The sequence below is a fragment of the Colwellia sp. MT41 genome (assembly GCF_001444365.1).
GTDB classification, from domain to species: Bacteria; Pseudomonadota; Gammaproteobacteria; order Enterobacterales; family Alteromonadaceae; genus Colwellia; species Colwellia marinimaniae.
In genome coordinates, this window is the sequence record NZ_CP013145.1 from 2,603,802 (window position 1) to 2,616,596 (window position 12,795).

10 protein-coding genes and 6 tRNA genes are annotated in these 12,795 nt (G+C 39.8%); 1 reads left to right on the forward strand and 15 read right to left on the reverse strand.

What is annotated here, in order from left to right:
• Window positions 1-1,425 carry an ATP-binding protein gene (locus CMT41_RS11095; protein ID WP_058027299.1) on the forward strand — a complete coding sequence of 475 codons (1,425 nt, stop codon included), beginning with the start codon at window positions 1-3 and terminating at the stop codon, window positions 1,423-1,425.
• A 101-nt stretch (window positions 1,426-1,526) separates the two neighbouring features.
• Here CMT41_RS11095 and CMT41_RS11100 read toward each other — a convergent pair.
• The 15 genes from CMT41_RS11100 to CMT41_RS11170 all read right to left on the reverse strand — a co-directional run bounded on the left by CMT41_RS11100 (window position 1,527) and on the right by CMT41_RS11170 (window position 12,660).
• A tRNA-Ser gene (locus CMT41_RS11100) sits at window positions 1,527-1,616 on the reverse strand.
• Between the two features lie 351 nt (window positions 1,617-1,967).
• Window positions 1,968-3,026: a quinolinate synthase NadA gene (gene nadA, locus CMT41_RS11105; RefSeq protein WP_057181379.1), complete on the reverse strand. Its 1,059-nt coding sequence runs from the start codon at window positions 3,024-3,026 to the stop codon at window positions 1,968-1,970.
• A 1,272-nt stretch (window positions 3,027-4,298) separates the two neighbouring features.
• Window positions 4,299-4,374, reverse strand: a tRNA-Lys gene (locus CMT41_RS11110).
• 119 nt (window positions 4,375-4,493) lie between these two features.
• A tRNA-Lys gene (locus CMT41_RS11115) sits at window positions 4,494-4,569 on the reverse strand.
• Between the two features lie 119 nt (window positions 4,570-4,688).
• Window positions 4,689-4,764, reverse strand: a tRNA-Lys gene (locus CMT41_RS11120).
• 36 nt (window positions 4,765-4,800) lie between these two features.
• Window positions 4,801-4,876: transfer RNA gene (locus CMT41_RS11125), tRNA-Lys, on the reverse strand.
• A 112-nt stretch (window positions 4,877-4,988) separates the two neighbouring features.
• Window positions 4,989-5,064: transfer RNA gene (locus tag CMT41_RS11130), tRNA-Lys, on the reverse strand.
• 174 nt (window positions 5,065-5,238) lie between these two features.
• On the reverse strand, window positions 5,239-6,030 hold the full coding sequence (gene ybgF, locus CMT41_RS11135) for a tol-pal system protein YbgF (RefSeq protein ID WP_057181380.1): 792 nt from the start codon (window positions 6,028-6,030) through the stop codon (window positions 5,239-5,241).
• 33 nt (window positions 6,031-6,063) lie between these two features.
• Window positions 6,064-6,618: a peptidoglycan-associated lipoprotein Pal gene (gene pal / locus CMT41_RS11140; RefSeq protein WP_058027300.1), complete on the reverse strand. Its 555-nt coding sequence runs from the start codon at window positions 6,616-6,618 to the stop codon at window positions 6,064-6,066.
• A gap of 62 nt (window positions 6,619-6,680) precedes the next feature.
• Window positions 6,681-8,030: a Tol-Pal system beta propeller repeat protein TolB gene (gene tolB, locus CMT41_RS11145; protein WP_057181382.1), complete on the reverse strand. Its 1,350-nt coding sequence runs from the start codon at window positions 8,028-8,030 to the stop codon at window positions 6,681-6,683.
• Window positions 8,031-8,141: 111 nt separating this feature from the next.
• A complete protein-coding gene (tolA, locus tag CMT41_RS11150) occupies window positions 8,142-9,086 on the reverse strand; it encodes a cell envelope integrity protein TolA (RefSeq protein WP_058027301.1) in 945 nt (314 codons plus the stop codon).
• Between the two features lies 1 nt (window position 9,087).
• Window positions 9,088-9,513 carry a protein TolR gene (gene tolR / locus CMT41_RS11155; RefSeq protein ID WP_057181384.1) on the reverse strand — a complete coding sequence of 142 codons (426 nt, stop codon included), beginning with the start codon at window positions 9,511-9,513 and terminating at the stop codon, window positions 9,088-9,090.
• Between the two features lie 2 nt (window positions 9,514-9,515).
• Window positions 9,516-10,208 carry a protein TolQ gene (gene tolQ, locus CMT41_RS11160; protein ID WP_057181385.1) on the reverse strand — a complete coding sequence of 231 codons (693 nt, stop codon included), beginning with the start codon at window positions 10,206-10,208 and terminating at the stop codon, window positions 9,516-9,518.
• On the reverse strand, window positions 10,198-10,626 hold the full coding sequence (gene ybgC / locus CMT41_RS11165) for a tol-pal system-associated acyl-CoA thioesterase (RefSeq protein WP_057181386.1): 429 nt from the start codon (window positions 10,624-10,626) through the stop codon (window positions 10,198-10,200). The genes tolQ and ybgC overlap by 11 nt, the downstream gene beginning before the upstream one ends.
• Before the next feature lie 210 nt (window positions 10,627-10,836).
• A complete protein-coding gene (locus CMT41_RS11170; protein WP_057181387.1) occupies window positions 10,837-12,660 on the reverse strand; it encodes a DEAD/DEAH box helicase in 1,824 nt (607 codons plus the stop codon).
• Between the last annotated feature and the right edge of the window lie 135 nt (window positions 12,661-12,795).

Consider the following 12,795-nt stretch of genomic DNA (forward strand, 5'->3'; position numbering starts at 1 on the left):
ATGCTCAAGCAATTATCACAGTGGTATAAAAATTTCTCTTTAGGCATTAGCTTAAAGCTATTTCTGGCGTTTTGGCTGGTCATTCTCACCTCAGTACTGATCAGCTACCTAGTGACCATGCAATTTAGGCATACTCCCACCCAAGAGCAAGCCAACCCAGAGCAATTAAAGCTATTAACAAACTACCAGCAGAAACTGGCGGGTAAATCGCACATTAGACTGAGAGAAATACAGCATAAGTTTCACCAAAAACATCAACAGTATTTAATTTTTAAAAGACTAAGTACCAACGATATCTATACACCAAGGCAGCGTATTTGGTCAAAGGTAAAAAACTATTTAAAAAGACACCCGTTAGAGAACCCAGTCACTATTGACTTTGCCTTTACCCAAGTGACCAGTTCGCAACCTATAATGCTCAATGGTCAACAGTTTCAATTATTTATTGCCAGTGAACCACACCATAAACGCTTGGTTAGCTTGGTCAACCGACTCCCTGTTGCTTTGCGTCTGATCTTATTGCTAGCCATCAGTTTTTTGTGTTGCTGGTTACTCGCAAAAAGCTTTACTAACCCCTTAATAGCGCTGCAAAAAGCCAGTAAAGCCTTAGGTGATGGTAAATTATCAACCCGCATCACAAAGTTTGACCGACGCTCAGATGAGTTTGGCGATCTAGCGCGAAGTTTTAACCAAATGGCACAGCAATTAGAAAACAATATTACTGCGCATCAACGTTTATTAGGCGATGTCTCCCATGAACTAAGGTCGCCACTAACACGCTTACAGTTAGCCATTGCTCTAGCTGAAAAAAACATGGGCAATAGCGCTGAGCAACAAAAACATTTGACCCGTTGTGAAACTGAAGTCGACCGTCTAGATGAAATGATAGCCGATGTACTTACGCTTTCAAGACTTGAGCATAGCCATAATACTTTTACTGTCGATGAGGTAGAATTAAAGACGTTACTTACCCAAGTTGTTAATGATTGCCAATACTTTGCTACCAGTAAAAATGTCACTATAGCGATAAAAGGGCTAGTTAGCTGCACCCTTTTCGCCGACAGTAAACTACTCGCCAGTGCTATCAGTAACATATTAAATAATGCGATAAAGTATTCGCCCAATAGCCAAATAGTGACAGTTGAATTATCTCAGCAAGATGACAAAATAAGGCTAAGTGTTATCGACCATGGTCCTGGCGTACCAAGTGAAATGATAGCAAAGATTTTTACGCCGTTTTTTCGAGTGGCTGATGGTAGAGAACGCAGTAGCGGTGGCACAGGTTTAGGGCTAGCCATTGCCCAGCAAGCCATTCATTTGCATCAGGGTGATATATTCGCACAAAACCAACCGACAGGAGGACTAAAAGTAACCATTACACTACCGGCATTATTGAATAAAAATGAAAACAATACGTCATTATAGACAAGAAGAAATTTAAGCTTTTTATTGTGGATTGTAATGAGGGTCTATTCGAATAGGTCTAAAAAAAGGGTCTCAGATATTAATCTAAGACCCTTTAATAATGGCGGAGAGCATGAGATTCGAACTCACGGAAGGGATAAACCTTCACTCGCTTTCCAAGCGAGCGCCTTAAACCACTCAGCCAACTCTCCAAAACTTTTCTCAATCCTGATAGTATAAAAAACTGTCTATCAAAATTGTCTAATTACTGTATAACAATCTCTTTTTCAGTATGCTAAGTTATTATTTAGTAATAACTCTAAACGTGATGGTGTGTATTTAAACTCTCGTTCGGGGCTAAATCTAAACACTCTTTGTATGTGTATCAATTCAACCTACAGACACTCAGCTAGCGCACCACAATTTAACAAGCGCTATGGTAAAAAAAAAGCGGCACAGGTGCAAGGCTATTTTAGCTTAATCGTTGTTTAATTTTAGCAAAATAGCTTAACTGCTGCTTATTTATTCATAAATGCTAAGGAATCAATAAAGTAGGCGATTAACTAAGCATTACCCTTAACTATCAACTTATTTTCAGCCGCAAAATTAAGCATTCTATTTAACGGTATTAATGCTTTTGCAGCTAGCGCTTCATCTACGTTTATTACTTTACCTACCGGGCTTACTAACGCATCATGAATCGATTTTAAGCCATTCATTGCCATCCAAGGGCAATTAGCACAACTACGACAGGTTGCGCCGTTACCGCCTGTAGGTGCAGCGACAAAGGTCTTTTCTGGGCTAGCTTGTTCCATCTTATAAAAAATACCTTTATCGGTTGCGACGATAAAGTGTTTATTAGGCATTTCTTGACTTGCTTTAATTAGCTGACTAGTAGAGCCCACGGCATCAGCAAGCTCAATGACATTGCTAGGCGATTCAGGGTGTACTAATACCGCAGCATCAGGATATTGTAGCTTAAGGTCACGTAATGCCGAGGCCTTAAATTCATCATGGACAATACAAGCACCCTGCCACATCAACATTTTAGCGCCGGTTTCTTTTTCTATATATGCGCCTAAGTGACGGTCAGGCCCCCATAAAATCGGTTTTCCTTCACTCGCAAGCATCTCGACTATTTCAAGGGCAATACTCGAAGTAACCACCCAATCAGCTCGCGCTTTAACAGCAGCTGAGGTATTTGCATAAACTACCACGGTATGATCAGGGTGTTGATCACAAAAAGCTGAGAACTCCTTAATTGGACAGCCTAAATCTAATGAACAAGTTGCTTCCAGCTCAGGCATCAACACCAATTTTTCAGGTGTTAATATTTTAGCGGTTTCGCCCATAAACTTAACACCTGCAACAATTAATGTTTCTGCTGCATGCTGCTTACCAAAACGAGCCATTTCAAGAGAGTCGGCAACACAACCTCCCGTTTCTTCGGCAAGCGCTTGAATTTCAGGGTCAGTATAGTAGTGAGCCACCAGTACGGCATTTTTTTCTACTAAGAGCAGTTTAATTTTCTTTATGTATTGCGCCTTTTCATCATTTGTTAAAGGCTTTGGCTTAGCTGGGAATTGAAAATCAAAATCTACCGCGATATTACTTACACTCATGGGTTCTCTCTAAATCAGGACACGTTCAAACGCGGCAATTATAAGGGAAAGCGCTACTAATGTGTAGTAGATAATAAGCAGTATAACCGCTTCGTTATAGAGTAACTGTCAGCTATATATCAAGACATGCTAATAAAGTGTTTTAACTGAGTGAGATTGGCTTAAATAAGCTAGCTAGGGTAAATGAGAGTATTTAGTATGCTATGAGTAAGAAATGTCTTATTGAGTAGTAGGGTTGGTGATTTTATTGAATTAGCAGTGGTCGGCCGTGAAGAATTTGAACCTTCGAATTAATTGCGGTAACGGTTAAAAGCTTGGCTTGAATTATAAGTAAGTACTTTCAATTAGCAGTGGTCGGCGGTAAAGGATTGGAACCTTCGAGCTAACTGAGTTAACGGTTAAAAGCTTGGCTTGAAATTATCAGTAAGTACTTTCAATTAGCAGTGCTCGGCGGTAAAGAATTTGAAGCTTCGAATTAATTGCGGTAACGGTTAAAAGCTTGGCTTGAATTATAAGTAAGTACTTTCAATTAGCAGTGGTCGGCCGTGAAGGATTTGAAGCTTCGAGCTAAGTGAGTTAACGGTTAAAAGCTTGGCTTGAATTATAAGTAAGTACTTTCAATTAGCAGTGGTCGGCGGTAAAGGATTTGAAGCTTCGAATTAATTGCGGTAACGGTTAAAAGCTTGGCTTGAATTATAAGTAAGTACTTTCAATTAGCAGTGCTCGGCCGTGAAGGATTTGAACATTCGAGCTAAGTGAGTTAACGGTTAAAAGCTTGGCTTCAATTATCAGTAAGTGCTTTCAATTAGCAGTGCTCGGCCGTGAATGATTTGAACCTTCGAGCTAAGTGAGTTAACGGTTAAAAGCTTGGCTTGAATTATAAGTAAGTACTTTCAATTAGCAGTGGTCGGCTGTGAAGGATTTGAAGCTTCGAATTAATTGCGGTAACGGTTAAAAGCCTTGCTTAAATTATCAGTAAGTACTTTCAATTAGGAGTGGTCGGCTGTGAAGGATTTGAAGCTTCGAATTAATTGCGGTAACGGTTAAAAGCCTGGCTTAAATTATCAGTAAGTACTTTCAATTAGCAGTGGTCGGCCGTGAAGGATTTGAAGCTTCGAATTAATTGCGGTAACGGTTAAAAGCCTGGCTTAAATTATCAGTAAGTACTTTCAATTAGCAGTGGTCGGCTGTGAAGAATTTAAAGCTTCGAATTAATTGCGGTAACGGTTAAAAGCTTGGCTTGAATTATAAGTAAGTACTTTCAATTAGGAGTGGTCGGCCGTGAAGGATTTGAACCTTCGACAAATTGGTTAAAAGCCAACTGCTCTACCAACTGAGCTAACGGCCGTTCCTAATCTCTATAACTTAACTACTTCACCAATCAAACGTTCAGGCTGACCTTTCGTTAAACTGGACAAAGCTTAAAAGCTTTAATCGTTTTCTTTTACAACACTAATCAATTAGGAGTGGTCGGCCGTGAAGGATTTGAACCTTCGACAAATTGGTTAAAAGCCAACTGCTCTACCAACTGAGCTAACGGCCGTTCCTAATCTCTATAACTTAACTACTTCACCAATCAAACGTTCAGGCTGACCTTTCGTTAAACTGGACAAAGCTTAAAAGCTTTAATCGTTTTCTTTTACAACACTAATCAATTAGGAGTGGTCGGCCGTGAAGGATTTGAACCTTCGACAAATTGGTTAAAAGCCAACTGCTCTACCAACTGAGCTAACGGCCGTGCCTAATTGTGAGTAAACGATAAATAGTCTTGAATTGGTCGGCCGTGAAGGATTTGAACCTTCGACAAATTGGTTAAAAGCCAACTGCTCTACCAGCTGAGCTAACGGCCGATTCAAGTTTTCTATTTTATAATTTACTTGCTCCACCCTCTATTACGAGAAGGAGACTTTTCATTCAAACTCAACTTAACCACTTATAAAGTCATTACTTTGAATTAGAAAGTGGTCGGCCGTGAAGGATTTGAACCTTCGACAAATTGGTTAAAAGCCAACTGCTCTACCAACTGAGCTAACGGCCGACGTTGTGTTGAGTTACTGCCTCAACGCGGGGCATATAATACTCATAATATATTTAAGTGCAACAATAAATTTCGTTTTTATTGATATAATTTACTGCTAGTGTAATTTATCAACAATACGCTAGTTTTATCAACAACAAAAAGCCAATAAAGGTGATTCTCGTCCAAATTAGCTTAGTTTGTTAAACTAGCTAAGCGGGGCTTGGCAAGTTTTGCTGCTGTTGATTCCGGGTATTCTACTAATAATTGTTGATAGCGAGCAATGGCTTTTTTATTATCTTTTTGCTTTTGAGCAACAATAGCAAGTTTTAATAGCGCATCAGGACGCTTAGATGACTCTTTATGCTGGTTAACGACAATGATAAACTCTTGGCTTGCTTGGGCAAGTTCCCCTTGATTAAAGAGCAACTGACCTAACCAGTAATGAGCATTGGGTGCGTAACTAGAATTTGGAAAGTGCTTATTAAAGCCTTTAAATTCTAGAATAGCTTGCTGGTAACGTTTATCCTTTAACACTAAATTAAGGGCACGGTCATACGCTTCATTTTCAGTTAAATTATCGCTATAACTGCCCGCATTGACTGCCGTATTAATACTCATACTAGGACGATGAGCAACTGAAGCAGGCTTACTGGTTGAGACAAGTACTTCATTGACTCGTCTATCAATTTCTTGATAAAGCTCTCGTTGACGCTCTAATACTTGGCCTAATTTATGAGTATGTAATTCTGTTATACCACGAAGTTCATTCACTTCTCTTTGTAGTTGGTCCAACTGACGCTGAATATTTACTTGCGCCTTATTACGTGAGTCTAACTTACGTGACAAGGTGCTTAATTGCTCTATCAACACAGCAGAATCAATAGCATTGGCGTTAACATCAATGACTGGCGCTTTAGCTACAGCTAACGCACTCATGGCGCTAGCTGTAATCATCATGCCAAACAAAACTTTATTTAGTTTCATTCAGTTACCTGTTTAGTTGAGGCGTATTAAGTATTAGTAAACTAATACCGCACGACGGTTTTTAGCAAAAGCATTTTCGCTACGATCTTTAATCATTGGCTTTTCTTCACCATAGCTAACAACAGTAATTTGGCTAGCGGCAACACCCATATTCTCTAAATAAGTAACGACAGATTTAGCACGACGCTCACCTAAAGCGATGTTGTATTCTGGCGTACCACGCTGATCGGCATGTCCTTCAACTAAAATTTTAATCTCTGAATTAGCAGTCAAAAATTTAGCATGAGCATCTAAAATTTCTGAAAATTTCTCATTTACATTTGAAACATCAAAGTCAAAATAAACAATGTGCTCAGCACGTAATGTCTCTAACTCTTGACGTTTTTGTTCTTCAATTTCTGCAGCACGTTTAGCAGCAGTAACGAGTACGGCTTCTTGCTCTTTTTGAGCGGCTTCAGCATTTTGAGTAACTTGGGCATTAGTATCTATTTGGCTTTGCTCATCTGTATCTGAGTTTGAGCTACAAGCTGACAAAACGGTAAGAGGTAAAGCAATTGCTAAGCATTTTACTATGTTATTAAAGCGCATTTTATTTTCCTTTATTCAAAAATATAAGTTAAAGATTAATTAGTTTTTTTTACATATTATTATTATAAAAATGGTGACCAGGCTGGTGACTTCACTTGACCATCAAGTGCCGGTAATCTAGCTTTAAATCGTCCGTCTACCGACACTAAACCCAACACTTGTCGATTATTATATAAGGTGCTATATATGATCATACCACCATTAGGTGACACACTTGGCGACTCGTCTAAACGTGTATCGGTTAATACCTGGAATAAACCAGAAGTTAAGTCTTGTTTCGCTAAACGATATTTACCGCGAGTTCTATTGACCATGATCAGCTGTTTACCATCAGGGGTTACTGAACCGCCAAGGTTCATTTCGCCGTCAAACGTCAAACGTCTTACTTTCCCCCCGGCTAAATCTACGCGATATAGCTGAGGTTTTCCACCCCGTTCTGAACTAAATATCAATGATTTACCATCAGGTGTCCAACTTGGCTCGGTATCTATTGCTCTATTTCGGGTAATACGACGTATTTTTTTGCTCGCTAACGACATGACATAGATATCCGGATTGCCATCTTTTGACAGTACCATAGCCATACTTTTACCATCGGGTGAGAAGCGAGGTGCACTGTTTATGCCCTTAAAAGAGCTGATCAGCTTGCGCTCACCAGTATAGATATCAATGGTATGTATTTGTGCTTGACGATTTTCAAAGGAAACATACGCCAACTGCTCGCCATTTGGTCGCCAGGTTGGCGACATTAGTGGTTCTTTAGAACTTAACAAGACGTGTTCGTTAAAACCATCATAATCGGCAAAAGCCAGTTGATATGGATATTTCCCTTGATCGCGAACAATAATATAGGCAATTTTACTTAAAAACGCACCTTTACTGCCGGTGAGTTTTTCATAGATAACATTGCTAATACTATGAGCATAACGACGAGCTTGGTTAGTATTAATATTGGCACTGCTTTGCGCTAAGATATGATCTTGTGCTTGCACCAGTTTACCATTACTGAGCATTGACGTTTGACCGCCGGTAATTTGCCCGCGAATAACGTCAATTAATTGGTAGCTTACTTGATAACGGCCGATGGAAATTTCTTTGATTTGACCAATAACAAGGGCTTCAGCACCCAAACTTGCCCAAGCACTGTAATCAATATTTTTCTCATCAACAATAGTCTCAGGGAACTTGTCTGCTGCGATAGGACTAAATTTACCACTTCGTAATAAATCATCACTAATAACCTGTGATAATGACTCAGGTCTGACGCCACTACCCAGCCATTTAAAAGGAACAATGGCAATAGGACGAGCACTATCTACGCCGCCGGTAATGACTATTTCTAATGCTGCCATCGCACGAGGTGAAGCCAACGCAATAAGTGCGCTGATTAGTATGCTTGGTAATAATCTCATGTTCTCTATTTTATCCCTTTAATTAGGTGCATTTTTAACGTAATACCTAGGGCAAAACTACGTTCGGCACTAAATATTTTTTACTCAACACCACGTTAGCGCTAATAAATGCTAAAACTCAGGTACAACGGTTACTGCTAATCGACGCATTTCTTTAAAGACTTCAGGGTCTTTAGATACCGGTAAAGTACCCGCTTTATAAATGGCATTTTTCGCCGCAGCACATACCGTTTTATCACCTTGCCCCACTTTAACGTCGGTAACAAAGCCTGAAGGCGCCAAACTGATGGTCAATTTACAAGACTTATCAGCCATGGTGCTACGATCTTTTCTCATATGACGATTGATACTCTGGGTGATCAAGGCAGAATACCGTGCAATCTCAGTCATCACTTGTTGCTGACGAGCTTGATTACGGCTTGCCATTTCAGCCGCCATTTGTTTTGCTAACATATCATCTTGAATTGCTTGTTCTTTAGCGGCTACTTCTTGTCGCTTACGTTCAGCAATTTTTTCAAGACGAAGCTCTGCTACTTTTTTAGCTGCAGCTTCTTCTTTTAAACGCTTTGAGCGAGCAACGGCAGCCGCTTTTTCAGCCACTTGCTTTTCTTGCTCTTTTTGTAAGCGAATTTTTTCAGCTTTGGCCGCTTTTACTTTCGATGACTTAGCCGCTTTATCCGCCTTAATTTTTTCTTGTTCTTTTTTCTTACGCTGACGCTCTAATTTCTTGATACGAGCTTCTTCTCTGGTCCGACGCTTTTTGGCATCAGTTACCCGCTTTTCTACCGCTTTTAAACGTTTTTTCTCTGCATCAAGTTGTGCTGTTTTTTGTTGCTGTATTCTCTTTATTGCTTGTTCAAATTTTGCTTTATCGATAATCACAGCTTTTATCGGCTCTAAAGTTTGTGCTGACGGGGTGGGTTTCGGCTCGGGAATGGAGGAAAAATCCCCGGCAAACAAGCCAAAAAGTAACACTAGGTGTAAAGCAATACTGAACGCTATGGCTTTAGAATAGGCCGATTTTTTAATAAAAACAGAAGCTCGTTGCTGTGCCACGCTATTCCCCTATAGAGTCTGTCATTAAACCTATCGATGGCACACCGGCAACAGTTTGCAACAAGACCATAAGTTGAATAACCGCATTATAAGAAACAGCGCCGTCACCATTTACCAGCACAGGTGTTCCCGGTTCAATCGCTAGATGCGCTTTTACTAATATTGCCACTTCTTCTGCCGACATAGGCTCTTTTTCGTTGGCCCCGACGGTGAGGTAATACCGTCCTTGCGCATCAATACTGGCCACTAATGGCGTTTTACTTTGCTCATCTAAGGGCTCAGCGTCCGCTTGTGGTAAGTCAACTTTAACCCCTTGGGTAATTAACGGGGTGCTAATCATAAAAACAATTAGCAATACCAACATTACATCGATATAGGGTACTACATTAATTTCAGCCACTATACGGCGTCTAACTCTTTTGTACATAGTTATGCCTTACGTGCAGATTGCTCAGCGGCAGATTGACGTTGTAATATACTTGAAAATTCATCCATAAAATTGCCATAGCTGTTCTCCAGCTTTTCTACTTTATGACTAAAACGGTTAAAAGCAATGACGGCAGGAATAGCAGCAAAAAGACCCATGGCGGTAGCGATTAATGCTTCGGCAATGCCGGGGGCCACCATAGCAAGTGTCGCCTGTTTTACCGCACCTAAAGCGATAAATGAATTCATGATACCCCACACGGTACCAAATAAACCAATATATGGACTAATAGAGCCAACGGTTGCCATAAAGGGCAAGTGGGTCTCTAAACTATCTACTTCTCGGGATAATGCGACACGCATGGCACGATAAGTACCATCGATAATAATTTGTGGGTTATCAATATGACTTTTTCTTAATCGGGCAAATTCTTTAAAGCCGGCAATAAATAAGGTTTCAATACCTTGCACTTGAGGTTTAGCCGAGATATCACTATAGAGCTTACTTAAATCGGCACCACTCCAAAATTTATCTTCAAACGCCTTTAACGCTAACTCGGCCTTTTTCAGTACGTTTCTCCGCTGGAATATCATTGCCCAGCACATAATTGAGAAGATGAGTAAAACAAGCATAACAAATTGCACTAATATGCTTGCTTCTATGACTAAGCGAAAAAAGGAAATTTCAGCTGACACGTTTAAAGACTCCTAGTATTGGTTTTGGAATAGCACAGGGTTTTTTCTGGCTAAAATCAACACAAGCAACACGTATTTTAGCGGTACAAAGTACTTGCTGTGCTTGGTTGGTTATTTGTTGTTGAAACACTAAACTGGCACGTTTCAAGGTTATTATTGTTGACTTCACCTCAAGTAAATCATCGAGCATGGCTGAGGCAAGGTTATCCATTTCAACCTTTCTGACCACAAAGCCTAGTTTTTGTTGCAAAAAATATTGTTGATTTATCCCTATCTCTCGTAACCATTCGGTACGTGCTCGCTCAAAAAACTTTAAGTAATTGGCATAATAGACAATACCGCCAGCATCCGTATCTTCGTAATAGACACGAATAGCAAAATGGTGCACGGTTGATAATTTAGATACTTCTTCAGACATTACTATGGGTATTATTTTGTAGTTGATTGATGACTTAAGCTAGATGGCTCTATAGTAATAGAAAAAGCAACAGGCAAACAAGGTTGCGGAGTTAATAATTTACAATTTTTAGCAGAAAAACCACTAAAATCGCTTTTCTGCTAACAAAAAACAAAAAAAGCGCCATCAGGCGCTTTTTAAAGATTAAATATTAACAAACATTAACAAATATTAACTATGGCGTGGTGCACGGTCAGTACGACGAGGTGCACGTTTTTGACTAACAATAACTTCATCTGAAGTAGTGATTGCTAGAGGTTGACGACGGACACGGACAGCTTTTAATTTGTTAAACAAGTCGGCAGGAATACCTTTTGGTAATTGCACAAAACTATGTTTATCGTGCAAGTTAATCGCACCGATATAACTGCTATCAAGTGAAATTTCATTGGCAATAGCACCAACGATATCACCTGGACGTGCCCCATGGTCTTTACCTACTTCAAGACGGTAAGTCTGCCAATCAACATCGTTACGGTTTACTTTTTCTTTACGAGGTCTGTCATCACGTGAGCCACGGTTGCCATTTCGCTCTCCACGGCTATCACTACGAGAGTCACGACGATTATCTCTACCACCTCGGTCATTACGATCTCGGCTGTTTCTGTCGCGACTATTATCACGAGTATCACGACGCGGTTTAGGATCTTCTTTCGGCTGTAGTGGTTGCTTTAACTGTTTTTGATATAACAAAGCTGCGGCTAAATCAGTCATTGACAGCTCAGACTCTGCAGCCATGGCTTCAATAATTTCGCGCATACTAGTTAAATCTTTATCACTGACAATAGTCGAAATTTCAACACGAGCACGTTCAATACGTTTTTTACCAAGTTCTTCAATATTTGGTAACTCATACATATTCACTGTGCCAGAGGTTAAACGCTCATAGTGACGTAATGAATACATTTCACGAGGACGAACAAATGAGATTGCTGTGCCTTCACGACCTGCACGTCCGGTACGACCAATGCGATGCACATACGCTTCGTTATCACCAGGCAAGTCATAGTTAATTACATGAGAAATACGTGGGATATCTAAGCCACGGGCAACAACATCGGTTGCTACTAAGATAGAAGATTGACCCGACTTCATTTGAGTAATACAACGTTCACGTTGTACTTGGTTCATATCACCATTTAAGGCTAGTGCAGGATAACCAGCACGCTCTAACTTTTCAGCAATATCAACGGTATCATTTCGTGTACGAACAAAAACAATCATGGCATCAAATTCAACAGTTTCAGCAATACGTTCCAATGCCGTCATTTTGCTAATACCGCTTACTTTCCATGCGTACTGAGTAATATTTGCTTTGGATTTTTTTAATGCTGCAATTTTTATATGCTCCGGATCTTTTAAGAAACGGTTAGCAATTTTTCTGATTGCTTGTGGCATAGTTGCCGAGAACAAACACATTTGTGTAGTTTTTGGTAAATGGTCTAAAATCCACTGGATATCTTCTAAGAAACCCATGTTTAACATTTCATCGGCTTCATCTAATACACAAACGCGTAAGTCATCTAATTTTAAGCTTTTACGACGTAAATGGTCCATTAAACGACCTGGAGTGCCGACAACAACTTGTGCGCCACGCTCTAGTTGTTGAAATTGTGGTCCATAGGATTGACCACCATATAAGGTAGCAACACGTAAACCTTGCATGTTTTTACCGAAAGATTCTATGGCTTCAGCAACTTGCATTGCTAATTCACGTGTTGGTGCTAAAACCATCAATTGTGGTTTTTTAATTGAAGTATCTATTTTTGCTAGTGCAGGTAAGCCAAAAGCAGCTGTTTTACCTGTACCTGTTTGCGCTTCACCTAAAACATCTTTACCAGCTAAAAGCGGAGGAATAGTTTGTGCTTGAATATCAGTTGCTGAAGTGAAGCCGATAGACGTTATCGCAGATAATAAATCTTCAGGTAAACCTAAAGAATCAAATGTAACAGCTTCAGTATTTTCGGTATTTTCGGGATTGCTTTGATCGGTCATAATAAATGTTCATCTTCTCAAGGCAGGCATATTACTTGGGAGCAATATTAAAAATCAATCACCAAGAGGCCGCCAAATTAACGGTTGTTAATTAGCTGCACTTTTATAGCATTTGATTTAAATTGCTAAGTCTTA

Coding starts and splice junctions, on each gene's coding strand:
- nadA (WP_057181379.1), bottom strand. CDS start 3,026: ATGAGTGTAAGTAATATCGCGGTAGATTTTGATTTTCAATTCCCAGCT.
- ybgF (WP_057181380.1), bottom strand. CDS start 6,030: ATGAAACTAAATAAAGTTTTGTTTGGCATGATGATTACAGCTAGCGCC.
- tolR (WP_057181384.1), bottom strand. CDS start 9,513: ATGTACAAAAGAGTTAGACGCCGTATAGTGGCTGAAATTAATGTAGTA.
- CMT41_RS11095 (WP_058027299.1), top strand. CDS start 1: ATGCTCAAGCAATTATCACAGTGGTATAAAAATTTCTCTTTAGGCATT.
- CMT41_RS11170 (WP_057181387.1), bottom strand. CDS start 12,660: ATGACCGATCAAAGCAATCCCGAAAATACCGAAAATACTGAAGCTGTT.
- pal (WP_058027300.1), bottom strand. CDS start 6,618: ATGCGCTTTAATAACATAGTAAAATGCTTAGCAATTGCTTTACCTCTT.
- ybgC (WP_057181386.1), bottom strand. CDS start 10,626: ATGTCTGAAGAAGTATCTAAATTATCAACCGTGCACCATTTTGCTATT.
- tolB (WP_057181382.1), bottom strand. CDS start 8,030: ATGAGATTATTACCAAGCATACTAATCAGCGCACTTATTGCGTTGGCT.